General features: G+C 71.8%; 21 protein-coding genes. 16 read left to right on the top strand and 5 right to left on the bottom strand.

Annotation, left to right across the window (positions count from 1 at the left end):
* Positions 1-10 precede the first annotated feature (10 nt).
* Together ACWEOZ_RS06060 and ACWEOZ_RS06055 are read left to right on the top strand one after the other, a co-directional pair.
* Positions 11-1,234: a hypothetical protein gene (locus ACWEOZ_RS06060; RefSeq protein WP_451909641.1), complete on the top strand. Its 1,224-nt coding sequence runs from the start codon at positions 11-13 to the stop codon at positions 1,232-1,234.
* 106 nt (positions 1,235-1,340) lie between these two features.
* Positions 1,341-1,946, top strand: coding sequence for a Uma2 family endonuclease (locus tag ACWEOZ_RS06055; protein WP_451909640.1), 606 nt, complete (start codon positions 1,341-1,343; stop codon positions 1,944-1,946).
* 59 nt (positions 1,947-2,005) lie between these two features.
* Here the strand turns inward: ACWEOZ_RS06055 and ACWEOZ_RS06050 are convergent, their stop codons facing one another.
* Positions 2,006-3,589 carry a hypothetical protein gene (locus tag ACWEOZ_RS06050; RefSeq protein ID WP_451909639.1) on the bottom strand — a complete coding sequence of 528 codons (1,584 nt, stop codon included), beginning with the start codon at positions 3,587-3,589 and terminating at the stop codon, positions 2,006-2,008.
* A gap of 417 nt (positions 3,590-4,006) precedes the next feature.
* On the opposite strand from ACWEOZ_RS06050, the gene pdhA reads away from it, so the two are divergent.
* From pdhA to ACWEOZ_RS06010, 8 genes are all read left to right on the top strand, one after another.
* Positions 4,007-5,146, top strand: coding sequence for a pyruvate dehydrogenase (acetyl-transferring) E1 component subunit alpha (gene pdhA, locus ACWEOZ_RS06045; RefSeq protein ID WP_451909638.1), 1,140 nt, complete (start codon positions 4,007-4,009; stop codon positions 5,144-5,146).
* Positions 5,143-6,126, top strand: a complete 984-nt coding sequence (locus tag ACWEOZ_RS06040) for an alpha-ketoacid dehydrogenase subunit beta (protein ID WP_451909724.1) — start codon at positions 5,143-5,145, stop codon at positions 6,124-6,126. Before pdhA ends, ACWEOZ_RS06040 begins: the two co-directional genes overlap by 4 nt.
* A 5-nt stretch (positions 6,127-6,131) precedes the next feature.
* Complete coding sequence (locus tag ACWEOZ_RS06035) at positions 6,132-7,679, top strand: dihydrolipoamide acetyltransferase family protein (RefSeq protein WP_451909637.1); 1,548 nt, start codon at positions 6,132-6,134, stop codon at positions 7,677-7,679.
* 166 nt (positions 7,680-7,845) lie between these two features.
* Positions 7,846-7,983 carry a hypothetical protein gene (locus ACWEOZ_RS06030; protein ID WP_451909636.1) on the top strand — a complete coding sequence of 46 codons (138 nt, stop codon included), beginning with the start codon at positions 7,846-7,848 and terminating at the stop codon, positions 7,981-7,983.
* A gap of 300 nt (positions 7,984-8,283) precedes the next feature.
* The gene (locus ACWEOZ_RS06025; protein ID WP_451909635.1) at positions 8,284-12,582 is read left to right on the top strand and encodes an LppU/SCO3897 family protein; all 4,299 of its coding nucleotides are present in this window, start codon (positions 8,284-8,286) and stop codon (positions 12,580-12,582) included.
* Between the two features lie 66 nt (positions 12,583-12,648).
* Positions 12,649-14,433: an NHL domain-containing thioredoxin family protein gene (locus ACWEOZ_RS06020; RefSeq protein WP_451909634.1), complete on the top strand. Its 1,785-nt coding sequence runs from the start codon at positions 12,649-12,651 to the stop codon at positions 14,431-14,433.
* 76 nt (positions 14,434-14,509) lie between these two features.
* The gene (gene trhA / locus ACWEOZ_RS06015) at positions 14,510-15,163 is read left to right on the top strand and encodes a PAQR family membrane homeostasis protein TrhA (RefSeq protein ID WP_451909723.1); all 654 of its coding nucleotides are present in this window, start codon (positions 14,510-14,512) and stop codon (positions 15,161-15,163) included.
* Positions 15,164-15,168: 5 nt separating this feature from the next.
* On the top strand, positions 15,169-15,996 hold the full coding sequence (locus tag ACWEOZ_RS06010; protein ID WP_451909633.1) for an alpha/beta fold hydrolase: 828 nt from the start codon (positions 15,169-15,171) through the stop codon (positions 15,994-15,996).
* On the opposite strand, the gene ACWEOZ_RS06005 is transcribed toward ACWEOZ_RS06010, so the two are convergent.
* The gene (locus ACWEOZ_RS06005; RefSeq protein WP_451909632.1) at positions 15,978-16,334 is read right to left on the bottom strand and encodes a winged helix-turn-helix transcriptional regulator; all 357 of its coding nucleotides are present in this window, start codon (positions 16,332-16,334) and stop codon (positions 15,978-15,980) included. The genes ACWEOZ_RS06010 and ACWEOZ_RS06005 overlap by 19 nt on opposite strands.
* A 131-nt stretch (positions 16,335-16,465) precedes the next feature.
* Between ACWEOZ_RS06005 and ACWEOZ_RS06000 the strand changes: the two genes are divergently transcribed.
* The gene (locus tag ACWEOZ_RS06000; protein ID WP_451909631.1) at positions 16,466-17,311 is read left to right on the top strand and encodes an SDR family oxidoreductase; all 846 of its coding nucleotides are present in this window, start codon (positions 16,466-16,468) and stop codon (positions 17,309-17,311) included.
* Between the two features lie 63 nt (positions 17,312-17,374).
* On the opposite strand, the gene ACWEOZ_RS05995 is transcribed toward ACWEOZ_RS06000, so the two are convergent.
* Entirely contained in the window at positions 17,375-17,671 is a 297-nt protein-coding gene (locus ACWEOZ_RS05995; protein WP_360546830.1) for a DUF6458 family protein, read from the bottom strand.
* 103 nt (positions 17,672-17,774) lie between these two features.
* Here ACWEOZ_RS05995 and ACWEOZ_RS05990 point away from each other — a divergent pair, with 103 nt between their 5' ends.
* On the top strand, positions 17,775-18,290 hold the full coding sequence (locus tag ACWEOZ_RS05990; RefSeq protein WP_451909630.1) for a SixA phosphatase family protein: 516 nt from the start codon (positions 17,775-17,777) through the stop codon (positions 18,288-18,290).
* A 59-nt stretch (positions 18,291-18,349) separates the two neighbouring features.
* Here the strand turns inward: ACWEOZ_RS05990 and ACWEOZ_RS05985 are convergent, their stop codons facing one another.
* Entirely contained in the window at positions 18,350-20,203 is a 1,854-nt protein-coding gene (locus tag ACWEOZ_RS05985; RefSeq protein ID WP_451909629.1) for an acyl-CoA dehydrogenase, read from the bottom strand.
* A gap of 260 nt (positions 20,204-20,463) precedes the next feature.
* Between ACWEOZ_RS05985 and ACWEOZ_RS05980 the strand changes: the two genes are divergently transcribed.
* Complete coding sequence (locus tag ACWEOZ_RS05980; RefSeq protein ID WP_451909628.1) at positions 20,464-20,652, top strand: hypothetical protein; 189 nt, start codon at positions 20,464-20,466, stop codon at positions 20,650-20,652.
* Here the strand turns inward: ACWEOZ_RS05980 and ACWEOZ_RS05975 are convergent.
* Positions 20,649-21,776, bottom strand: coding sequence for a PP2C family protein-serine/threonine phosphatase (locus ACWEOZ_RS05975; RefSeq protein ID WP_451909627.1), 1,128 nt, complete (start codon positions 21,774-21,776; stop codon positions 20,649-20,651). The two genes, ACWEOZ_RS05980 and ACWEOZ_RS05975, sit on opposite strands and share 4 nt — an antisense overlap.
* A 101-nt stretch (positions 21,777-21,877) precedes the next feature.
* Here ACWEOZ_RS05975 and ACWEOZ_RS05970 point away from each other — a divergent pair, with 101 nt between their 5' ends.
* From ACWEOZ_RS05970 to ACWEOZ_RS05960, 3 genes are all read left to right on the top strand, one after another.
* Entirely contained in the window at positions 21,878-22,426 is a 549-nt protein-coding gene (locus tag ACWEOZ_RS05970) for a phosphoribosyltransferase (protein WP_451909626.1), read from the top strand.
* Positions 22,427-22,491: 65 nt separating this feature from the next.
* On the top strand, positions 22,492-22,797 hold the full coding sequence (locus ACWEOZ_RS05965) for an SCO4225 family membrane protein (protein WP_451909625.1): 306 nt from the start codon (positions 22,492-22,494) through the stop codon (positions 22,795-22,797).
* Positions 22,798-22,819: 22 nt separating this feature from the next.
* A complete protein-coding gene (locus ACWEOZ_RS05960; RefSeq protein WP_451909624.1) occupies positions 22,820-23,752 on the top strand; it encodes a phosphotransferase in 933 nt (310 codons plus the stop codon).
* Positions 23,753-23,762 lie beyond the last annotated feature (10 nt).

Here is a 23,762-nt window from a genome sequence, read left to right as displayed (position 1 = left end):
GCTCGGCGGCATGGCGGCACCCCAGACTCCATACGACGCGGTCCTGCACGCGGCCCGCGACGTGGCGAAGCTCGACTGCGCCCTGGACGCCGAGATGCTGGGCACCGCACTCCTGGGCAGCGTGTACGCCGTGGCGGTCACCGACCGCGCCGCGGCGGTCCGGGAGTTCGTCGGCCAGTTCCTCGGCGCCACCACCCGGCGGCGCACCGCGTCGGCGACGACGATCCGCGAGGTCTTCGCGGCCCTCGTGCCGGACGCGGAGGGAGCGGCCGCCGTGCGCCCCGGCGCTCAGGCCCCGGCGTGGACGGCACAGCTCGGCAAGGTGCGCCCGACCGGCTGCTACGCGTACGGCGACGTGTACGGCGACCAGACGTCCTATCTGGTCACCTTCGCCTACGACGACGCCGAGCTCGGTGGCCCGGAGCACGCGGTCGTCGCCCTGGTCGACCACAACATCGGCATCACCAAGGACGTCTTCGTCGGCGGCCCGGCCGAACGCATCCTGGGCCAGGTCCGCGAGATGTGCGCGGGCGACGAGCTGACCTGGTTCCGCGAGGAGGACCCGGGCCGGCTGCGCGGTGAGGTCGGCAAGCACCTGGAGATCACCGACGGGCTCAGCGACCTGCCGGCGGACGGCAACCTGGCCACCGACCGCGCCCTGGCCACGGCCCGCCTGGCCCTGCTGCCGGCCGCGACCGTCCCGCCCCTGGCGGAGCCGCCGGAGCTGAGCGCACCGGATCGCGAGCGCCTGCTCCGCGACTTCCTGTCCTCACCGGAGGCGGCCCGTTTCGCCCTCGGCGACGTGTCGGCCGACGACGAGCTAGCCTCCCTGCACTTCTGCCTGAGCCTGCTGCTGGACCACGCGGCCAGCCTCCCGGAGCCGGACCCGCTGCGCTGGAGCCCGGCGGTGGCCGGCCTGTTCCTGCTCGACTGGGTGCACCGGCGCGCAGTCCTGGACATGGACGACGCGGCGATGCTCCCCCGGGTGACTCGGGCCTGGTCGGCGTACGCCACCCGCAAACGCGGCCTCCCGGCGGCAGCGGCGGAGCAGACCGACACGGTCGTCGAGGAAATGATCCCGGAGTTCGCCCGCCTGTACGCCACAGGCGAGAAGCGCAGCCCGGCAACGGCGGCGGTGGCCCAGCTGATCTCGGAAGGCGTCGACCCGAACGACGCGGAAGCCATCGACGCCTGGATCGAAACCAACCGCCACCGCCTCACCGACGACTCCTGACCGGGACCCCCGCGAAAATGTCGGACCCCGTCGATAGCTTGTCTCCCGAGAACGCCTCAGCCGTAGCCTGAGCCCCATGGCCTCATCCGACGAACAGGGAGCAGCGATGACAGCAGCGTTGTCCGGAACCGCCCTGCCTGACGTCTATGGCTATACGACGGCGGATCTGCACGCGCTGCCCGACGACGGGCGCCGCTGGGAGCTGATCGACGGGGGCCTCATCGTGTCGCCGTCCGCGACGATCGACCACAACGCGATTGCACGCTGGATCGCCCAGAATCTCGAAGACTCCGCTCCCGAAGGTTTCGTCGTGGGCACGGACCAGTCGGCCACGATAGACGATCACAACGAGCCGAGACCGGACGTGATCGTCGCGCCGGCTGACTACCTGCAGCAGTCGCCGTTCCCCATCGAAGGGGCGCAACTCGTGGTCGAGGTCGTCTCACCCACGTCGGTGCTGCGGGACACCGAGACCAAGCGTGCGCTCTATGCCCGGGCCGGTGTGCCCGCCTACTGGATCATCGTCCCGGACGCTGACAAGCCGACGATCTCCCTGGCCGAGCTGGTCCTGGACGAGCAGGCCGGACAGTATGCCTTCGCTACTCACTACACGACCGAGGTCTTCGAGACCCGTACGCCGTGGCCGGTCCGCGTCGACCTGCCGCAGCTGATCGCTCGCCGGGCTCGCATGATGCGGATCGACCCGCAGTAGCCGCTGTTCGACCCGCCTCGCCCGGCGAACCTCCACGTCGCCGGGTGAGGGCGGGCCTTTCACCAGCCGTTCTGCTGGTGGTCCTGGTTTTCCTGCTGCTGCTCCAGGTGGTGACGGCCCATCCGGGAGGTGCGGTGGTGCGCGCCCGTGCGGTCGTCGACGCGGTGCATGCGTTCGGAGCGGTGGGAGCCGCGGTAGGCGCGGGTCGCGGTGGTCGTCTGGGTGCCGCCTTCGGCACGGTCGGCGGCTGACGGCTGGTAGCGGTGACTGTTGTGGGTGCGGTCCGCGTTGCGGGCGGGCCGGACGTTCTGCGGGCGTTCGGTCACTTCTGACCTCCGGCGGGAGTCGGATCCGGCGGCGTCGGCCGTCCGGCGGCTGATGGAACGGATGAGCTGTTCGTGCCGGGCCGGCGAGTGCTCGTCGTGGTCCTTCGCGCGGCGGGTGCGCTCGTGGCGGTCGGAGGCCCGGCCGTCCTTGTCACGGTGAGCAGCCGCCCGGTCCTCAACGCGCCCACGCCGTACTTCGATGTGGACGGTGATCCGGCGATCGGCGGACCTGCGCCGGTCACCCTCGTCACAACCCCGGCCGGAGTCATCCTGGTCGTCCGTCCGATCGGCGTCGTCCTGACCAGGCCCTTGGTCGGAGTCGTCCTGGTCGTCCACCCGATCGGCATCGTCGTGATCAGGCCCTCGGTCGGAGTCGTCCTGGTCGCCGACCTGATCTGAGTCGCCCGGGTCGTGCGACCGGTCCGGGTCGTGCGACCGGTCCGGGTCGTGCGGCCGGTCCGGGTCGTGCGACCGGTCCGGGTCGTGCGGCCGGTCCGGGTCGTCCGGCTGACCCGCGTGATCGTGGTGGTGCGGCCGGTCCGGGCGCTGGTGGTGCGCAGGCCGCCACGAGCAGTCCGTCCGGTCCCAGCACCAGGGCGGCCGAACCGGCTTCTGCGGCGGATCCGGCGTCTCACCACCGGAATCACCGTCGTCGTACCCGTTCCCGGGAGAGTCCCCCGGCTGCTGCGGCTTGACCGGAACCGGCGGCAAAGACGGCAGAGCCGGCCGCACAGGCGGACGTACCGGAGCCGGCTTCCCGGGCAACGACCCGCCACCGGACGAGCCCGACCCGGACCCGGAACCAGAACCCGAGCCGGCCCTCGACGGACCAGGCCGCCAGGACTCCCCCCGATCACCCGAAGGACTGGAAGATCCAGAAGGATGCGCACCACGCGACGGCGCCGCCACCCCCGTCGACCCGCTGCGCGTGCTCTGGCCGTACCCCTTGCTGGTCTTGATCGGCGCGGCCGGCCGCGGCTTGGTCTTGCGCCTCTGGGCCTGGCCCTGCACCGGGCCCGAGCCGCTCGGCGACCCGGTGCCCGCCGATGCCGTCGGCGCGGGCCGGACCGGTCCGGTCGACGCCGGCGGGATGAACGGGACGTCCATCGCGCCGGTCCGGTCGTCGTCGAGTTCGCGGGAGCCGGCGGTGATCGCCGCCAGGGTGGGCAGCGACGCGAGCCCGACCAGCATCGCCACGATGAGCACGTAGCGCCGGGTCGGCCCGGAGAAGCCCTCGGCGCTGTAGACGCCGTTGAGCCGCTTGCGCATCACCTTGATCGGTGGCACGAGCCCGTCGTCGTCCGGTTGCTCCGGCACGGCCAGCACCCCCTGCGTAAAGATCAACTTGGATCTGTCTCGGCTATCGGGGTGAACGACGCATGGCCGTCCGGGCAGCGGTGAAAGTTGTCCGTTCCGACAGAAGTGATGGCACGAAAACCACTTAACCGGACAAACACGGGCACCAATGACTCCGCAAGATTTCGGATCTGTGATCGACCTGACCTGTGGCGCCACTCACGTTCTCTGCGAGGATGGGGGCGACGGCACCGCCGCCGTCGCGGCTGGACCAAGCAGCGGGACGCGGTGGGAGCCGTCACTCCCCGGCGGGGTCTGTGATCACGCCGACCAGCCGCGCGGCAACCTCACCCGGGCCAGGCGCGGCGAACCCCAGCGGTCAGCCGCGCGGACGGGCAACACCCGCCGTGGGCGCAGAGATGAAACAGGGAGACACGGATGGCGAACGGCGAAAGCGAAGTCGGGGCAGACGCCCCGGCAGGCGGCTTCGTTCAGCTACTCACGCCCGACGGTGAGCGCATCGACAGCGTCACCACGGCGGACGGCGTCACGTACTCGGTCGACTTCACCGACAGCGAGTACCGAGAGCTGTACCAGGACCTGGTGACGGTCCGCCGCCTGGACGCCGAGGCGACCGCCCTGCAGCGGCAGGGTGAGCTGGGGATCTGGGCCAGCCTGCTGGGCCAGGAGGCCGCCCAGGTCGGCTCCGGCCGGGCCCTGCGCCCGCAGGACATGGCGTTCCCGACCTACCGCGAGCACGGCGTGCTGTACACCCGCGGCATCGACCCGATCATGCCGTTCGGCCTGTTCCGGGGCGTCGACCAGGGCGGCTGGGACGCGAACAAGTACAAGTTCAACGGCTACACGATCGTGATCGGCTCGCAGACGCTGCACGCCACCGGCTACGCCATGGGCGTCACCATGGACGGCAAGACCGGCACCCCGGACGGGGAGGCCGTCATCGCGTACTTCGGCGACGGCGCCACCAGCCAGGGCGAGGTCAACGAGGCGTTCGTCTGGGCCGGCGTGTTCCACGCCCCGATGGTGTTCTTCTGCCAGAACAACCAGTACGCCATCTCCGAGCCGCTCGAACGGCAGACCCGCATCCCGCTGTACCGGCGCGCGGCCGGCTTCGGCTTCCCCGGTGTCCGGATCGACGGCAACGACGTGCTGGCCACCTTCGCGGTGACCCGGGCGGCGCTCGACCAGGCCCGCAACGGGCAGGGCCCGACGCTCATCGAGGCGTACACGTACCGGATGGGTGCGCACACCAGCTCGGACGACCCGACCCGCTACCGCATCGCCAGCGAGGTCGAGTCCTGGAAGGCCAAGGACCCGATCAGCCGGCTCAAGGCGTTCCTGACCAAGCAGCAGCTCGCCGACGACACGTACTTCGCCGAGGTCGACGAGTCGGCCCGCAAGCTGGCCCTGGACCTGCGCGAGCGGGTGCTGGCCATGCCCGACCCGCAACCGGTCACCATGTTCGACCACGTCTACCCGAACGGCTCGCCCGAGCTCGACCAGCAGCGCGCGCAGTTCGCCGCCTACGAGGCCTCGTTCGAGGGGAGCACCCACTGATGAGCGAGACGATCACCCTTGGCAAGGCCCTCAACCACGGCCTGCGCCGCGCGCTCGAGAACGATCCCAAGGTCGTCATCATGGGCGAGGACGTCGGCAAGCTCGGCGGCGTCTTCCGGATCACCGACGGCCTGCAGAAGGACTTCGGCGAGGACCGGGTCATCGACACCCCGCTGGCCGAGGCCGGCATCGTGGGCACCGCGGTCGGCCTGGCCATCCGCGGCTACCGGCCGGTGTGCGAGATCCAGTTCGACGGGTTCGTCTTCCCGGCGTACAACCAGATCGTGGCCCAGGTGGCCAAGATGTACTACCGGTCGCTGGGCAAGGTGCGGGTGCCGATCGTCATCCGGATCCCGTACGGCGGTGGCATCGGCGCGGTCGAGCACCACTCCGAGTCGCCCGAGGCGTACTTCGCCCACACCCCCGGTCTCAAGGTCGTGACCTGCTCCAACCCGGCCGACGCGTACGCGATGATCCAGCAGTCGATCATCTCCGACGACCCGATCGTGTTCTTCGAGCCGAAGCGCCGCTACTGGGAGAAGGGTGTGGTCGACCTCGACGCGCCCGGCGACTTCCCCCTGCACGCGTCACGGATCGTGCGTGACGGGTCGGACGCCACTGTGATCGCGTACGGGCCGATGGTCCGGACCGCCCTGGACGCGGCGCAGGCCGCGGCCGAGGACGGCCGCAATCTGGAGGTCGTCGACCTGCGCACGCTCTCCCCGCTGGATCTGGGCCCGGTCTTCGAGTCCGTCCGGCGGACCGGCCGGGCCGTGGTCGTGCACGAGGCCCCCGGCAACCTCGGCCTCGGCGCCGAGATCGCCGCCCGGATCACCGAGGAGTGCTTCTACTCCCTGGAGGCGCCGGTGCTGCGGGTGACGGGCTTCGACGTGCCCTACCCGGCCGCCCGCGTCGAGGAGGAGTACCTGCCCGACCTGGACCGGGTGCTGGACGCCGTCGACCGTTCGTTCGGCTGGTGACGCCGATGTCCCGGATCAAGGAGTTCACGCTGCCCGACCTGGGCGAGGGCCTGACCGAGGGTGAGATCCTGGCCTGGCTGGTCAAGGTCGGCGACACGATCGAGCTCAACCAGCCGATCGTCGAGGTGGAGACGGCCAAGGCGGCCGTCGAGATCCCGGCCAAGTGGGGCGGGGTCGTCACCCAGATCTTCCACGAGGCCGGCACCACGGTCGAGGTCGGTGCGCCGATCATCTCGATCGACACCGATCCGGGCGCCGGCCCGGTGCCCTCCGCGGAGTCACTCGCGGCGGTCGAGATCGCGCCCGAAGAGGGCTCGGTCGAGCCCGGCATGATCGGTGGCCCGGCTCCGGGCGGCCGCACGGCCGTGCTGGTCGGTTACGGCCCGAAAACCGCAACTGCCAAACGCCGACCCCGCATCGGTACGCCCACAGCGTCGGCAACCGCAGCACCGCCGACCCCACCTCCGGCGCCGGCACCGGCGCCCGTGGCCCAGCCGACCCCGACTACCTCCCAGCCCCCGGCGGCCGCAGTGGCTGCACCGGCCCAGCCCGCTCCCGTGGCACCGGCACAGCCCGCCGCGGGTGCGGCAGCCCGGACCGCCGGGCCGGTGCTGGCCAAGCCGCCGGTGCGCAAGCTCGCCCGCGATCTCGGGGTCGATCTGACCACGATCGCCGGCACAGGCCCGCTCGGCTCGATCACCCGCGACGACGTCCAGCAGGCGGCAGCGGCCCCATCGGCGCTCTCGTCGGCACCCTCCCTGGCGTCCGCCTCGGCGCTCGCAGAGACGGACGTCACTGAGTCGCTCGTCACCCGACCGGCGCCCGCGTCGGCCGCGGTGTTCGACGCCTCGCGGGAGCAGCGCATCCCGATCAAGGGCGTCCGCAAGCTGACGGCCGAGAACATGGTCGCGTCGGCGTTCACCGCGCCGCACGTGACCGAGTTCCTGACCGTGGACGTGACCCGGACGATGAAGTCGCTGGAGCGGCTCAAGGCCCGGCCGGAGTTCCGTGACGTGCGGATCTCCCCGCTGCTGTTCGTGGCCAAGGCCGTGCTGCTGGCGGTCAAGCGGCACCCGATGGTCAATTCGACCTGGTCCGCGGCGACCAACGAGATCGTCGTCAAGGACTACGTCAACCTGGGCATCGCGGCCGCGACCCCGCGCGGCCTGATCGTGCCGAACATCAAGGACGCGGGCCGACTGACCCTGCGTGAGCTGGCGGACACCCTGACTGCCCTCGTGCAAACGGCCAAGTCGGGCAAGACCCCGCCGTCCGACATGTCCGGCGGAACGTTCTCGATCACCAACGTGGGTGTTTTCGGCATCGACACGGGAACGCCGATCCTGCCGCCGGGCGAGGCAGCCATCCTGGCCTTCGGGGCCATCCGGCCGACGCCGTGGGTCCACAAGGGAAAGATCAAGATTCGCCAGGTCACCACCCTCGGGCTCTCGTTCGACCACCGGATCATCGACGGCGAGCTGGGCTCGAAGTTCCTCCGCGACATCGGCGGCTTCCTGGAGGATCCAGAGGCGGCAATGCTCTCCTGGGCCTGATTTTCGTCGGCAAACGGTTTTCCCAGCCTTCGATCCTTAGGCAGGTAAGCGGGATCACCCCTCAAATCGTTGGCGGTACGTGTTCCGGCGCGGTTCAATGGAACCAGCGCCGGAACACGGCACCACAGCAACGAGGCCAGCGATGGCCCAAGGGAGTGAGCACCGCATGAGCACCATCGAGCGCATCCGCAACCGCCGCATCGCCAAGCTCAACGCCCGCGCGATCGACCGCGCGTGGAAGTCGGCGCCGACGCAGTCGATGCGGGACGAGATCGCGATCCTCAGCCAGCAGCGCATGTTCTGAGCACCTGCTGAGCAACACGGCACCCGACGGCCCGCCCGGTTCTCCGAGCGGGCCGCCGTCGTTCCAAAAAGGGCAATTGCCTACCAAAGGTCGCCCTCCTTCGTGATTTACAACGCACCGCCACGCTCTCCACGGCGTACACCGGGATTTCTTCCGCCCGCGACGCCCGGTACGGTTGGCGACGGTCACCTGCCCGGCTCGGCCGGCCGGGCGGGGCAGTGACCGGGCGACGCCCAGCTCTGCAGGGTCGGCCGCGTCCGTGGCAAGCTGGCACGGCCGACAGTCATGGAGGAGGCGCGTATGACGTCCGAGGGCCAGCACGCCGGCCACCAGCCGGGGGCCACGTCGGGCAGCGGAGCCGACCCGTTCGGCACCGACGGCTTCCCGCCGGACGCCTTCCCGCCGGACTCCGACGGTCACAAGACCGCCGACCGGGCCCCGTCGTACCCGCACGCCCAGGAGTCCTTCCCGAGCGCGTACGCCCCGCCACCGCACGCCACCCCCAACGGCGGCTCGCCGTTCGTGGTGCCCGCGGTGCCGCCGGCCGGCCAGCAGCCGGCCCCGCAGCAGCCGCCCGGCTTCCCGCCGCCGCTCACGCAGCGCGCACCCCAGCAGCCCGGGTTCCCTGCCGGGCCTTCGTCGCCCGGTGCGGCCGTTCCGCTCCCGCAGCAGCCTGCACCGCAGTCGCCCGAATCTTCCTCGGCCGGCTTCCCGCCGCTCTCCCAGCGCGGACCGCAGCAGCCCGGGTCCCCGTCGTCCGGGCCCTCATCGCCCGGCGCGGCCACTCCGCTCGCGCAGCGCGGCTCGCAGCAGCCCGGTTCCGCGGCGTCCGGACCGTCATCGCCCGGCTTCCCGCCGCCGCTCTCCCAGCGTGAGCCCCAGGCCGGGTCACCGTCCTTCCCGCCCTCGCTCTCCCAGCGTGAGCCCCAGGCCGGGTCACCGCCCTTCCCGCCGCCGCTCTCCCAGCGCGAGCCCCAGGCCGGGTCACCGTCCTTCCCGCCCCCGCTCTCGCAGCGTGGACCGCAGCAACCCGGGTCCCCGGCCGGATTCCCGCTGTCTCAGCGGGAGCCCGGCTCTCCCGCGGCACCTGACTTCCCGCCCGCCGGGTTCCCGCCGCCGTCCGCTTCGGCGGCCGCCGGCCGGCCAGGATCGGATCCGGCGCGGACGCCGGGCCCGGCCTTCGGCCCGGGCGCGGCCCAGTTCGCGTCGAACTCCAGCGGCTCGGCCCGCGTACCCGAGCCCGGCGCCTTGCCCCAGCGACCGCCAGCACCGGCCCAGGGAAATGCCGACTCGATCGCCGCGCCGGAGTCGGCCTGGGCTCCTCCGCCGTCGGCCCAGCCGGCCGGCACAGCTGAGGACAACCCGTTCGCCCGCCCCGCCGAGTCGCACCCGTACCGCGGGGGCGGCGAGCTGCCGCAGCGTTCGCCCGGCATCGCGGGTGGGCCGCTGGACGGCCCGGTCGGCGAGTTCAACGGCTTCGCCCCGACCCGCCAGCCGGCCGAGTCGGCGCCGGACCCGTCCCGCCGCCCCGGCGGCTCGCCCTTCGACCGGCCGAGATCGGTCCCGGCCGACCAGTCACCGTCCGGTCCGGCTGAACGGCCCTCGTTCGCGCCCGCCCCCCGGGAGCCGTTCGGTGGCTCCCCGGCCGGCGAGGCGTTCGGCGCGGCCCGAGCCGACGACGACCAGCAGTCCCGCGAGCGTCCTCCGGGCCTGTCGGCCTTCGGTGACCAGCGGGTCCGCGTTCCGGGCGCGACACTGACCGGCCTGCCGGACGCGCCGCCCGCCGGGGAGGACAGCGACGCTTTCCCGACCCGCGGCGGCAGCGAGAGCAGCGGCCTGGCTGCTCGCGGAGGAAACGAGAACGGCGGCTTCCCCGCCCGCGGCGGCAGCGAGAACGGCGGCCTGCCTGCTCGTGGCGGCGCCGAGAGCGGCGGCTTCCCCACTCGCGGCGGCAGCGAGAGCGGCGGCTTCCCGACCCGCGGGGGCTCCGGGAACGGCAGCTTCCCGATCCGCGGCGCCGGCGCCCGCCCTGGCGACAGCCCCGCCCGCAGTGACGGCGCCTTCTCCGCCCGCGGCGATTCCTTCGCGGCTCGCAACGAGGCCGGCGACATCGCCTTGCCCGCCGACAGCAGCGGCGCCTACTCCGCACGCAACGCCGACAGCACCTTCGGTTCGCGGAGCGACGCGGACAGCGGCGCCTTCCCTTCCCGCGGCGACAGCGGCGCCTTCCCGGCCCGTGGCGACAGCGGCGCCTTCCCGGCCCGTGGCGAGTCCGACAGTTCCTTCCCCGCTCGCGGCGCCGCCGGCAGCGGCGCATTCTCCGCACGTAACGCCGCCGACAACGGCACGCTGCCGAACCGTGGTGGCGCCTTCCCCGCAGGTGGAGACGACGACGTGGACAGCGAGGGCTTCCCCGGCGGAAGTCGCCCCGACAGCAATCCCTTCCGTGACGGCTCGTTCCGCCGCGAAGGCGCCGACGGCGATTTCCCCGCACCCATCCACAGCGCTTCCGACCGCCCGGGTGACGGTGACGACCAGTCGCCGTTCGCCCGCCCCGAGGCCGGCCGCTTCGACGCCGATCAGCCGTCGGACGGGCCTGCCGGCAACGGCTACGCCCAGCGCATCCCCGGTGCGTCCTTCACGGCGGCCGGATCACCCGACGCCGTGCGCCCCGAGGGCGGCAGCGGTGGATATCCGCAGCGTGTTCCCGGCGCCTCGCTCGGCAGCATCGGTTCGCCGGTAACAGCCGAGCCCCGCAGCGCCGCAGCCGTGCCGCAGCCGCGGGACCCCGCCGAGGTCAGCGAGCCGTCCGCGGCCGGCCCGGCCAAGGGCACCGCACGTCCGGTGTCGGCCAGTGCCTCCGTGCCCGTGGCGAGCCGGGTGACTCCGCCCGGGGACGCCGAGGAGGTGCCTCCGCCGGCCGCAGCGAGCCCGCAGCCTCGGGTCTACGGTCGTCCGGCCCCGGTCGATGAGCCCGCGCCGCAGTCGCCGTACCAGGACGAGGATCAGCCGGTCAGCGGCGCGTTCGGCGCGGCACCCACCTCGGGCGCCCGCGAGTCCGCGCCGACCTCCGGCGCCTACGGCCAGCCCCCGGAGAATCCTTACGCCCGCCCGGCCGACGGCACCTACGGCAAGCCACCCGCGAGCCCCTTCGCGCCGCAGGCCGACGGCACCTACGGCACGCCGCCCGCCGGCCCGTTCGCCCCGCCGGCCGACAACCCGTACGCCAAGCCGGCCCCCGCGGACAACCCCTACGGCAAGCCGGCGACCGCAGACGGCACGTATGGCACGCCGGCATCGACCGACGGCACCTACGGGCGCCCGCCCGAGGCTCCGTTCGGCACCCGGCCGTCGTCCGGCGCAGCCCCGTTCGGCACGCGGCCGTCGTCGGGCGCATCCCCGTTCGGGGACGGCCAGAGCGACCGGCCCGGCAGCCAGGGAAGCTGGCCCGGCGGCCCGGACGACCAGCCCGGCAACCAGGGAGACCGGCTCGGCAGCCTAGACGACCAGCCCGGCAACCAGGGAAGCTGGCCCGGGGGCGCCCAGGGTGACCGGCCCGGCCAGGACGACCCGTTCGCTGCCCGTCCGTCCTCCGGCGCGTTCGGCGCACCCCCGGAGCACGGCGGCCCCGCAGCGGATGCCGGCGCCCCCGAAGCGGCCCCGACCTCCGGTGCGTTCGGCGCAGCACCCACCTCCGGCGGCGCCCAGCCGCCCGGTCGCGCCTCGGGCCGGGCTTCGGCCAGTGCCCGGGTCAGCCCGCCCGGTCAGCCGTTCGCGCCGGCCTCGCCCGCTCCCGGCCCGGCGCCGGATCCGCGGGCCGCCGCGGCGCAGTTCACCGAGTTCACCACGGACATCGCCGGTCGCGGGCGGCCCGGTCAGCCGGACCAGCCGGGCGCGGTGCCCGGCAACCCGGCCGCCCGCACCACGCCGCCCGACCAGTACGGCGAGAACACCACGGATGTGTCAGGCCGCGGGCAGAGTTCGGAGCAGCCGTACGTTCCGGCGCCCGCGCTGCCGTCGATGCACGCCGCCCCGCCGCTGGAGAACGGCTTCCCGCCCGCACCCGCGGCGGATGCCACCCAGCCGTTCGGGGACCGGCCGCGGATGGGTGGTGTCTTCCCGGGGCCGGCCAGCCGGGCCACGGTGACGCCGCCCGGCCCGGAGCAGACCGCGTCCTGGCCCGGACGGCCCGAGGAGGACGCCGACCAGGGCCGGTTCGACTCGTTCAAGCCGGATGCGCCGGAGATCGTGCCGACCGAGGTGGCCAAGCCGGAGACGCAGCACGTCCGGATGCTGCCGGTCATCCTCGGCGTGATCCTCGGCGCCGGCCTGATCGTCGGCCTGACGCTGGGTGTGACCTGGCTGATTGCCCGGGGTTCGCACGACGGCGGCAACGCCGGCTTCTCGGTGAGCGCCGGTGACTGTGTCAAGCGCAACGGCAACGAGGCGGTCACCGCCAACTGCAGCGATGCCGGCTCGTTCGAGGTGACGGCGATCGTCGACACCAAGGAGCAGTGCCCGGACCCGAACCAGCCGTACGTGGTCAACCCGACCGACAACGGCCGCAGTCAGGTGCTCTGCCTGAAACCACGACCCTGATGTGACGTGCGCGAAGCGCGGCCACCCCGGACCTGGGGTGGCCCGCGCGTCGGGCACGATGGGTTCATGAACGCGCGCGTACGGGCCCCCGAGCTGCGGGGCCGGGGCTGGCTGAACACCGGTGGCCGTTCGCTGACCCTGGCCGACCTGCGCGGCAAGGTGGCGATCCTCGATTTCTGGACGTTCTGCTGCATCAACTGCCTGCACGTCCTGGACGAGCTGCGCCCCCTCGAGGAGAAGTACGGCGACGTCCTCGTCATCATCGGTGTGCACTCGCCGAAGTTCGAGCACGAGCGGGACCCGGCCGCCCTGGCCGCGGCCGTCGAGCGGTACGGCGTGCACCACCCCGTCCTGGACGACGCCGACATGCACATGTGGCAGCAGTACGCCGCCAAGGCCTGGCCCACCCTCTCGGTGATCGACCCCGAGGGTTATGTCGTCGCCTCGATGGCCGGCGAGGGTCACGCCGAGGGTCTGACGCGGCTGGTGGACGAGCTCGTCGCCACTCACGAGGCGAAGGGCACGCTGCACCGCGGCGACGGCCCGTACGTGCCGCCGGCCGCCCCCGACACCCTGTTGCGGTTCCCCGGCAAGGCCATCGAGCTGCCGAACGGCAATCTGCTGGTCTCGGACTCGGCCCGCCACTCGCTGGTCGAGCTGACCGCTGACGGCGAGTCGCTGGTGCGCCGGTTCGGCACGGGTGAGCGTGGCCGCGCCGACGGCCGGGCCGAGGTGGCGAGTTTCTCCGAGCCCCAGGGCCTCTGCCTGCTTCCTGCGGGCACCGCCGACTACGACGTGGTGGTCGCCGACACGGTCAACCACCTGCTGCGCGGCCTGCGGCTGGAGACCGGCGAGGTCATCACCGTCGCCGGCACCGGCCGGCCGTGGCGTTCCGCGGCTGACGACGGTGTGGCGCTCTCCTCGCCCTGGGACGTGGCCTGGTTCGAGGGTCAGGTGATCGTCGCGATGGCCGGCATCCACCAGCTCTGGTGGTTCGACCCGGCCACCGGCGGCTCCGGCGTGTACGCGGGCACCACGGTCGAAGCCCTGCGCGACGGCAAGCTCCCCGACGTGTGGATGGCGCAGCCCTCGGGCCTGTCCGCGGCCGGTGACCGGCTCTGGATCGCGGACAGCGAGACGTCGGCGCTGCGCTGGGTCGAGGCCGGTGAGCTGCACACCGCTGTCGGGCAGGGCCTGTTCGACTTCGGTCACGTGGACGGGCCGGCCGCCGAGGCGTTGCTGCAGCATCCGCTGGGGGTGTGCGGGCTGCCGGACGGCTCGGTGCTGATCGCCGACACCTACAACGGCGCTGTCCGGCGGTTCGATCCGGCCACCGGCGAGGTGTCCACCGTGGATTTGGGCTTGAGCGAGCCGAGCGACGTCCTGCTCACCCGGTCCGGCGAGGTGTTCGTGGTCGAGTCCGGCGCCCACCGCCTGGTGCGGCTCGCGCCGGGCGCGGTCCGTACGGTCGCCGGCGAGCGGCGCCGCACCGAGCGCCCGCCGTCGTCGCTGGCGCCGGGCGAGGTGACCTTGGACGTGGTCTTCACCCCGGCCCCGGGTCAGAAGCTGGACACGTCGTTCGGCCCGTCGACCCGCCTGGTGGTCTCCGCGTCGCCGCCGGAGCTGCTGCTCGAGGGCGAGGGCACGTCGACGGAGCTGTCTCGCCGCCTGGTGCTCAACCCGGCTGTGCCCAAGGGAATCCTGCAGGTGGTGGCCCAGGCCGCCACGTGCGATGCGGAGGTGGAGCACGCCGCGTGTCACCTCACCCGGCAGGACTGGGGCGTGCCGGTGCTGGTGGTGCCCGGTGCGCCGGCCCGGCTGCCGCTGATCCTTCGCGGCCTCGACAGCTGACGTGACTCTCTTCACTACCGATCAGTAACCTACGGTGTCGTAACCTGGAGCCGTGACGCCCGAAGCCCCGTTCCAGATGAAGCCTGCCGCCATCGGCAAGCCGCGTTTGCGCGGCCGGCTGCACCAGTACGCGTTCTTCGTCGCCCTGGTCTGCGGCGTGGTGCTGTGTTCCATCGCCGCGACCCGTCCCGGCATCGCACCCTTCGTGAGCACCTTGATCTACAGCGTCACGGTGTGCGGGTTGTTCGGCATCAGCGCCCTCTACCACCGCCGCCAGTGGGGCGAGCGCGGCTACCAGGTGATGCGGCGCCTGGACCATTCGATGATCTTCATTTTCATCGCCGGGACCTACACGCCGTTCTGTGTGCTGCTGCTGGAGCGGGACAAAGCGACCCTGCTGCTCGCGCTGATCTGGACCGGCGCCATCGGCGGTGTAGCTCTCAAAAGCATCTGGCCGCATCTGCCCCGCTGGGTGGGCGCACCGCTCTACCTGGCGCTGGGCTGGGGTGCGGTGGCCATCATGCCGGACATCCTGCGCAACGGCGGCGTGGCCGACCTGGTGCTGCTGGCGGCCGGCGGGGTCATCTACAGCGCCGGCGCGGTCTTCTACGCCATGCGCCGGCCGAACCCGTGGCCGGACGTCTTCGGCCACCACGAGTTCTTCCACGCCTGCACCCTGCTGGCCGCCCTCTGCCACCACATCGCGATCTACTTCGCGCTCTTCGCTTAGGGCCCATGACGACCGGCACGGAGTTCGACCTGAAGCTCGGCGACGGCCGCACGCTGCACGCGTACGACACGGGCGGGGACGGCACGCCGGTCTTCTGGTTCCACGGCACCCCGAATCTCGGTGCGCCGCCCGTACCACTGATGCGGGACGGGGTCCGCTGGCTCTCGTACGACCGGCCGGGTTACGGCGGCTCCACCCCGCGCCCGGACCGGGACATCGCGTCGGCCGCCGGCGATGTCGCCGCCGTCGCGGACGAGCTCGGCCTCGGCCGCTTCGCCGCCATGGGTCATTCCGGTGGCGGCCCGCACGCCCTGGCCTGCGCCGCCCTGCTTCCGGACCGCGTCACCGCAGTGGCGACGCTCTCCGGGCTTGCCCCCTACGGTGCTGAGGGGCTGGACTGGTTCGCCGGGATGGCGCCCTCCAGCGTCGCCTCGCTGCGCGCGGCGGCCCAGGGCCGGACCGCCAAGGAGCACCACGAGGCCACAGTCACCGACGCCGAGCCCGGCTTCACCGATCGTGACGAGGCCATGTTCGCCGGCGAGTGGTCCTGGATCCTCGACGTGGTGCGCCCGGCGCTGGCCGCCGGCCCGGCCGCGCTGATCGACGACGATCTGGCCTACGTCGCGCCGTGGGGCTTCGACCCGGCCACTGTCACCGCTCCGCTGCTGGTCGTGCACGGCGGCGCGGATCTGATGGTGCCCGGTTCGCACGGCGTCTGGCTCGCCGGGCACTGTCCGGCCGCCGAGCTGTGGCTGCGCCCGGAGGACGGGCACATCTCGATCCTCACCTCCGCCGGAGCGGCCCTGGAGTGGCTTCAGTCCCGCGCGTCGTAAGCCTGGCGGGCGTCGATCACGTCCGCGATGTGCTTCTCCGCCCACTCCTGCAGCGCGTCGACCAAACTCAGCAGGCTGCGCCCGAGCGAGGTCAGGGCGTAGTCGACGCGGGGCGGCACCACCGGGTAGACGGTCCGGGTGACCAGGCCGTCGCGTTCCAGGGCGCGCAGGGTCTGGGTCAGCATCTTGGGGCTGATGCCGGAGATGCGGTGACTGAGTTCGGTGTAGCGCATCGCGCCGTCGGCCAGCGATGCGACGATCAGCACGCTCCAGGCGTCACCGATGCGGTCCAGCAGCTGACGGCTGGGGCAGTTCTTGGCGTACACGTCGGCTTCCACCAGGAAACTATCCCTCAGGTGTGTACTGCACTTCAAGGTGCTCTCTATCTCATGGGAAGTAAGCCTCGAGCTGCGCAGTTGTGCCAGGGGACGGTCGACCGGCCGTCGGAAACGCTTGTTGAGGAGTTCGCATGACCATCGTCGTCACCGGCGCCACCGGGCATTTCGGCCGCCACGCCGTCGAGTCCCTGCTCTCGCGCGGTGTGCCCGCCGACCAGATCGTGGCGATCGGCCGCAGCATCGAGAAGATCCAGGACCTCGCCGACCGTGGCGTACGCGTCCAGTACGCCTCGTACGACGAGCCGGAATCCCTGCGAAAGGTCTTCGCCGGCGCCGACAAGCTGCTCTTCGTCTCGGCCAGCGAGCCCGGCAAGCGCATCCCGCAGCACCAGAACGTGGTCGACGCGGCCAAGGACGCCGGGATCGGCCTCATCGTCTACACCAGCGCGCCGCACGCCGACTCGTCCGGCATGATCCTGGCCACCGAGCACCTCGCCACCGAGCGGGCCCTCGCCGCCTCCGGCATCCCGTCGGTGATCCTGCGCAACGGCTGGTACCTGGAGAACTACGACCTGCGCGGCGCCCTCGAGCACGGCCTGGTCGGTGCGGCCGGCGACGGCAAGCTCAGCCTGGCCACCCGGGCCGACCTGGCCGAGGCGGCGGCCGCGGCGGTGCTCGCGGACCAGCACGACAAGCAGGTGTACGAGCTGGGCGGCGAAGGCGTCACGCTGGCCGAGCTCGCCGCCGAGGTCTCCCGCCAGTCCGGCCGCGAGGTGACCTACACCAACCTGCCGCAGGACAAGTACGTCGAGTTCCTGGTCGGCGTCGGCCTGCCGGAGGGATTCGCCGCCGTCCTGGCCGACTCGGACCACCACGCCGCCTCCGGTGCGCTGTACACCGGCACCGAGGACCTGGCCCACCTGCTCGGCCGCCCGGCCACCCCGCTGGCCGACGCGATCCGCGCCCAGCTGGCCTGATTCCGGCTCCGGGCACGACGAAGGGAGTGCCACCGGTCCGGTGGCACTCCCAGTCGCCTGCTGTCAGGCGCCGTACGGCGGCGGGGGCGGGGGCTCGCGACGGGTGGTCTCGCGGTACTCCTGCACGACCTCACCGTCACGGTAGGCCGGGTCGTTGGTGACGACCGGCCGCTGCTGCACGGCGGCGGCAGGACGGCGACGGCTGTTCCAGTACCAGAGCGTGATGGCCAGGCCGATGAGGCCCGCCAGCATGAGTACGTAGCCGACGACGTTGATGTCCAGACCGCTGATGTCCGCGTTGACAGCGAACGCCAGGATCGCTCCCAGCGCGAGTAGGAAAATACTTCCGCCGATGCCCATGAATGGCCTCCCATGGCTCGTGGCTGCCGCACCGAGCCGCGGCAATACGTCGATGGGGGTGTCTACCCAGGCGGCGGATTCCTCAATCAGGCAAGCTGGACACATGACTGTGCGGACGTTGGTCCTGCTGCGGCACGCCAAGGCCGAAACCCCCGGTGAGCTGCCCGATTTCGAGCGCCGGCTCACCGAGAAGGGCGACGCCGATGCCGATGCGGCCGGCGCCTGGCTGGCCGACAAACGGCTGCGTCCGGACCTGGTGCTGTGCTCGTCGGCGCGCCGGACGAGGCAGACCTGGCAGGGCGTGTCGGTGGCGCTCGCGCAGGCCGATCCGGAGTCGCACAGCCCCGAAGTGCACTACGAGCAGCGGCTCTACGACGGCGGCCGCACTGAGGTCATCGATCTGCTCCGGGCCGTGCCGGACGCGGTGCGCACCGTGCTGGTCATCGGGCACAACCCCACGATGTCCGATGTGTCGATCCTGCTGCGCCCGTACGACGGGGAGGCCCAGCTGACCGCGCTGCGGACCGCCGGGCTCGCGGTGCACCGGGCCGAGGGGTCCTGGTCGCAGACCGAGCCGTTCACGATGCCCCTCGTCGCCGAACACACCGCCCGCGGATAGCCGAAAGCCGGCGGACGTCATTGTCCGCCGGCTTCCGCCGTCTCAGGAGAAGGTGGAGATCAGAACGCCTCTTCGGGCAGGTCCATCACGTCGAGGGTGGTGTTCTCGATGATCCGGCGGTCCGAGCCGATGCGGGGCAGCACCTCGCGGGCGAAGAACCGGGCCGCGGCGATCTTGCCCTCGTAGAAGGTCTTGTCGGCCGGGCTCACCTCGGCACCCAGCGCCTTGAGGGAGGCCTCGGCGCCGCGCAGGAGCAGCCACGAGACGACCACGTCACCCAGGGCGAGCAGCACCCGGCGGGACGTGAGACCGACCTTGTACAGCTCGCGGGTGTCGCCGCCCTGCACCGCCTGCAGCCAGCCCATCTGGATGCCGAGGATGGCCTGCAGCTCGCCGAGCGCCTTGCCGAGCGACGCGCGCTCGACCTTGAGCTGACCGTTGCCGGCCTCGCTCTCGATGAACTCCTGCATCTCGGTGGCGAGCGCGGCGAGGGCCTGACCCTGGTCCTTGACGATCTTGCGGAAGATCAGGTCCAGGCTCTGGATCGCCGTGGTGCCCTCGTACAGGGTGTCGATCTTGGCGTCGCGGACGTACTGCTCCAGCGGGTAGTCCTGCAGGAAGCCGGAGCCACCGAAGGTCTGCAGCGACTCGTGGCCCAGCAGCTCGTACGCCCGCTCCGAGCCGACGCCCTTGACCAGCGGAAGCAGCAGGTCGTTGATCCGCTCCGCCAGCTCCTCGCCTTCCTTGTCCCCGGCGGCCTGCGCGATGTAGACCTTGTCCTGCCAGGTCGCCGTGTAGATGACCAGCGAGCGCAGACCCTCCGCGTACGCCTTCTGCAGCATCAGCGAGCGGCGTACGTCCGGGTGGTGGGTGATCGTGACGCGCGGGGCGGCCTTGTTCGTGTTCTGCACCAGGTCGGCGCCCTGGACGCGGTTCTTGGCGTACTCCAGCGCGTTCAGGTAACCGGTGGAGAGGGTGGCGATCGCCTTCGTGCCGACCATCATCCGGGCGTACTCGATGATCATGAACATCTGCCGGATGCCCTGGTGCACGTCGCCGAGCAGCCAGCCCTTGGCCGGCGCACCCTCGCCGAAGGTCATCTCGCAGGTGTTGGAGACCTTCAGGCCCATCTTGTGCTCGACGTTGGTGGCGTAGACGCCGTTGCGCTCGCCCAGCTCGCCGGTCTCGGGGTCGAAGTGGAACTTCGGCACGATGAACAGCGACAGGCCCTTGGTGCCCGGGCCGCCGACACCCTCGACGCCGACCGGGCGGGCCAGCACGTAGTGGATGATGTTGTCGCTCAGGTCGTGCTCACCCGAGGTGATGAAGCGCTTGACGCCCTCGATGTGCCAGGAGCCGTCGGGCTGCGGGATGGCCCGGGTGCGGCCGGCGCCGACGTCGGAGCCGGCGTCGGGCTCGGTGAGCACCATCGTCGAGCCCCACTGCTTGTCGACGAAGAGCTTCGCCCACTTCTTCTGCTCCTCGGTGCCCTCGACGTGCACGACGTGCGCGAAGGAAGGACCGGACGAGTACATCCACACCGGGGCGTTGGAACCCAGGATCTGCTCGGCGATGGCCCACCACAGCGCCCGTGGGGCGAGGGTGCCACCCAGGGCCTCGGGCAGGTCTAGGCGCCAGAACTCGGACGCCATGAACGCCGCGTACGACTTCTTGAAGGCCTCGGGCAGATCCGCGGTGTTCGTCGCCGGGTCGAAGCGCGGCGGGTTGCGGTCGGCCTCGATGTAGCTGGCCGCGAGGTCCTCGCGAGCGAGGCGGTTGACCTCCGCGAGCACGTCGCGTGCGGTCTCGGCGTCGATGCCGTCGAACGGCGCCTGGCCGAAAGCACGATCCGCCCCGAAGACCTCGAAGAGGTTGAACTCGAGGTCGCGCAGGTTGCTCTTGTAGTGACTCATGTGTTCTTGGCCCCGCTCTCAGGACGCGAGTTACCCGTCAGTAACCAACACTGTATTACCCATGGGTAGGGCCCAACAAGTCCGCTTCGATCATTTGCTGTCCGTCGGGTTGGGGGTCAAACGTCTCCGATCAGGTGGCAACCGGGGCAACCGTTCGGTCATTTGCAAGTCGCCGCGCCGCCGGGACGTATCGACGGGCCCAGCCCGTCGTTGCTCCGGATGTACGCGACGAAACGTACGCCCGACCCGGGGAGGTCAGTATGTTCGCCACGATCAAGAGTCTGATTCCGGAGCCCCGGCAGGCGGACCAGCCGCGCCACTATGTGGGACGGCACCGTCAGCCGGAGACGATCGCCGCACGCGCCGCCGTTGCCGTGGTGCCTGTGCCGGCGGCCGAGACGCAGACGCCGGAGACCGCGCCGGCCGAGCCGGACAAAACCGGGGACTAGCTCCCCGCCGCGCCGACCTCCCAGCTCGGCATGGCCACGGACTCACTGCCGTCCGGGCCGGTGTACTCCAGCAGGACCAGGGCGATGTCGTCCTCCAGCTGCCCGTGCACCCAGTCGACCAAGGCGGTCTCGAGCGATGCCAGGCCGTCCCCGACCGTGCCGTGACCCAGCAGCCGCCAGGCCCGGTCCGCGGTCGGGAAGAACTCGCCGTCCCGGCGCGCCTCGCCCAGGCCGTCGGTGAACAGCAGCAGCCTGTCCCCCGGCTCCAGCCGCTCCACCCGGGGCCGGGCCACCGGCATGAACCCCAGCGGCGGCGCCGGCGCCGGCGGATCGAGGGCGATGACCTGCCCGCGCCGCAGCAGCAGCGGAGCCGGGTGTCCACAGTTGACGATGGTCAGCGTGCCGCCCCGCTCCTCGACCAGCGCGGCGGTCACGAAGTCCTCGTCACCCACGCTGCGGGCCACGGCCCGGTCCAGATCCGTGACGATGGACCGCAGGTCGGCCCGCTCGAACGCCACGTGCCGGTACGAGCCCAGGACGATGCTGGCCAGCCGGACCGCGTCCAGGCCCTTGCCCCGCACATCGCCGATGATGATCCGTACGCCGTACGGGGTGTCCAGGGCCTCGTAGAGGTCTCCCCCGATGTCCGCCGCGGCCGTCGCGGAGATGTAGCGGCCCGCCACCGCGAGGTTGCCGACCTGCGGGCCGAGCGGGCGCAGCACGGCCTGCTGGGCGACCGCCGCCAGGCGCAGCAGCTCGGCGATGCGATTGTCCTTGCGCTGCCGGATGGTCGCGACCGCCGCGGCGATCCCGGTGGCCAGTGTGATGCCGACCACGTTGACCATCCCGACGGTGTCGAAACGCCCGTCGGTGCCGGCGAAGATCATCCCGACGATCGTCGCGATCGCGCCGACGGCCAGCACGGTCTGCCAGTAGGCGAACACGGCGGCCAGGAACGGCACGGCGGCGTAGAGCCCGACGAAGTTGGCCTGCGGGCCGTCCGCGACCTCCACGCCCGACACGACAGCGAGCAGCACGAGGGCCGCGCCGAGGCCGGCGCGGGATGCTGGGCTGAGCGGGCGGCGGCCCGCCGGGAGAATCGGCATGGGTACGCCGAACAGCATGCCTGATCCACGTGGGCGGCTGCATCAACTTGACCCCTAGTCTGAGCGGGTTCTGCCCACTCGGCGCCGGGGTGCCGCGCCCGCGGTGACACCATGACGCTGTGGCATCCGACCTGCGTGACCGGCTTCGCGCCGGATTCCGTTGGACCGACCCCGGTCCGGGCACCGATCTGCTCGTCAGCGACCGATCCGGCTGGTGGCGCGACCCGTTCGTGCTCGACGGCCTCGGTCCGGGACTGGCCGGACTTTTTCCGGACGCCACGCCCACGGTGGTGGTCTCGCCGGAGGTGACCGGCTTCCTCGTCGGCCCGCTGGCGGCCCGCGCGCTGGGGGTGGGCTTCGTGGAGGCGTACCGGGCGGGGGCGCGGCTGCCGATCGCCGAGCCGATGACGTGGGCCCGGGTGCCGGCCGATCACCGCGGGGCCGGCCAGCAGCTCGGCGTGCGTACCCGATTGATCGGCCCGGCCGACCGGGTGCTGGTGGTGGACGACTGGGCGGTCACCGGCGCCCAGGCCCGCGGTCTGCAGGACCTGATCGCGGCGCTGGGCGCGACGATCATCGGTACGGCGGTCATCGTCGACGAGTGCGACCCGGCGGTCGCGGCGGAGCTGAACATCCGTGGGCTGCTCACCGGCGCGGATCTGAGCTGAGTACCGGGCTCTGCTGAGTAGCGCTACTCAGGAGGGCGCCCGGCGGCCTCACCACGATGGACCGCATGACCAATTTCTTCCTCGGCACCTGGACCACCCGCGTCTACCTGTTCGCCGTCGCGGTCACCTCGGTCATCCTGGTCGGCGGGAACCTCGCCACCGGCAACCACGAGCCGTCGTCGGCCGCGGTCTACCTGATCGGCCTCACCGCGCCGGTCTCGATCATCTTCGCGCCGGTCTTCCTGCTCGGCGACGGCTGGCTGGCCATCGCCATGCTGTGGCTGAGCGTCGCGGCCGGCGTCCTGCTCAACACCCTGCTGATCAACACGATCATGGGTGAGGTCGGCCGGCTCCGCTCGCACCGCGCGTGACCCGGTCACCCACAATGACCGGGTGCGCGCTTTCGTGACCCCGGCAGACCTGCAGAATCTCGTACGCGACACGTACGGCACCGACCGCCGGCTCCGGGAGTTGTCCCGCCTCGCCGGCGGCACCACCAAGGGTGTCTACCGGCTGACCCTCGACGACGGGTCGACCGTGCTGCTGTACCGCTGGGCGGCGGAGGAGAACTTCTGGCCCGCGCAGACCGGGCTCGACGTCGGACCGTTCCAGGCCGACGCGGGGCGTGACGGATTTGTCCGGTGCCATGAGCTGCTGCGGGAGCTCGGGGTGCGCGTACCGGAAATCGTGATGATGGGTCCGGACCGCGCGCTGGTCGAGGACATCCGCGGCGGCACGCTGGAGGCACTGCTGAAGCGCGATCCGGCGGCCGGGCGTGCAGCCCTCGGCCGGTTGGCCGAGATGCTCCGGACGATGCACCGCCATCAGGCGCCGACCTTCGGCTTTCCCGGCGAGACCCCGGCCGGCTTCGCCCGGCAACGCGGCCTCAACTCGCTGGTCGAGGCGGCGGCGCGGGACCCGCGGATCGCGGCGGTGCGCGGCCGGCTGGAGGAAGAGCTGCACACGCGCTTCGAGGCCGTGCGACCCCGATCCGGGTACGGCCTGATCCACGGTGAACTGGGCCCCGACCACGTCCTGATCGGCCCCGGCGGCGAACCGGTCCTGATCGACATCGAGGCGACGATGTTCTTCGACGTGGAGTGGGAACACGCGTTCCTGGAGCTGCGCTTCGGTTCGCTGTATCCAGTGCTGCGCACGGTGGAGCTGGATCCGGCTCGGCTGGCGCTCTATCGGCTTGTGCACTACCTGTCGCTGGTCGCCGGGCCGCTGCAGCTCATCGAGGGCGACTTTCCGCATGCGGAGTTCATGCGGGAGATCGCCGAGGGGAACGCGCTGCGCGCCCTCGGCGAGATCGGCGTCAGTTAGGCCTTTCCCA

The organism is Actinoplanes sp. NPDC004185 (genome assembly GCF_053603475.1).
This window is presented reverse-complemented; position numbering and strand designations above follow the sequence as displayed.

Bases quoted from the DNA above. Each gene is read 5' to 3' on its own strand.
- ACWEOZ_RS06020 (WP_451909634.1), top strand. From the start codon at position 12,649: ATGAACGCGCGCGTACGGGCCCCCGAGCTGCGGGGCCGGGGCTGGCTG.
- ACWEOZ_RS05965 (WP_451909625.1), top strand. From the start codon at position 22,492: ATGACCAATTTCTTCCTCGGCACCTGGACCACCCGCGTCTACCTGTTC.
- ACWEOZ_RS05990 (WP_451909630.1), top strand. From the start codon at position 17,775: ATGACTGTGCGGACGTTGGTCCTGCTGCGGCACGCCAAGGCCGAAACC.
- ACWEOZ_RS05975 (WP_451909627.1), bottom strand. From the start codon at position 21,776: ATGCTGTTCGGCGTACCCATGCCGATTCTCCCGGCGGGCCGCCGCCCG.
- ACWEOZ_RS06025 (WP_451909635.1), top strand. From the start codon at position 8,284: ATGACGTCCGAGGGCCAGCACGCCGGCCACCAGCCGGGGGCCACGTCG.
- ACWEOZ_RS06030 (WP_451909636.1), top strand. From the start codon at position 7,846: ATGAGCACCATCGAGCGCATCCGCAACCGCCGCATCGCCAAGCTCAAC.
- pdhA (WP_451909638.1), top strand. From the start codon at position 4,007: ATGGCGAACGGCGAAAGCGAAGTCGGGGCAGACGCCCCGGCAGGCGGC.
- ACWEOZ_RS06035 (WP_451909637.1), top strand. From the start codon at position 6,132: ATGTCCCGGATCAAGGAGTTCACGCTGCCCGACCTGGGCGAGGGCCTG.
- ACWEOZ_RS05995 (WP_360546830.1), bottom strand. From the start codon at position 17,671: ATGGGCATCGGCGGAAGTATTTTCCTACTCGCGCTGGGAGCGATCCTG.
- ACWEOZ_RS05985 (WP_451909629.1), bottom strand. From the start codon at position 20,203: ATGAGTCACTACAAGAGCAACCTGCGCGACCTCGAGTTCAACCTCTTC.
- ACWEOZ_RS06060 (WP_451909641.1), top strand. From the start codon at position 11: ATGGCGGCACCCCAGACTCCATACGACGCGGTCCTGCACGCGGCCCGC.
- ACWEOZ_RS06010 (WP_451909633.1), top strand. From the start codon at position 15,169: ATGACGACCGGCACGGAGTTCGACCTGAAGCTCGGCGACGGCCGCACG.
- ACWEOZ_RS05980 (WP_451909628.1), top strand. From the start codon at position 20,464: ATGTTCGCCACGATCAAGAGTCTGATTCCGGAGCCCCGGCAGGCGGAC.
- trhA (WP_451909723.1), top strand. From the start codon at position 14,510: ATGAAGCCTGCCGCCATCGGCAAGCCGCGTTTGCGCGGCCGGCTGCAC.
- ACWEOZ_RS06055 (WP_451909640.1), top strand. From the start codon at position 1,341: ATGACAGCAGCGTTGTCCGGAACCGCCCTGCCTGACGTCTATGGCTAT.
- ACWEOZ_RS06000 (WP_451909631.1), top strand. From the start codon at position 16,466: ATGACCATCGTCGTCACCGGCGCCACCGGGCATTTCGGCCGCCACGCC.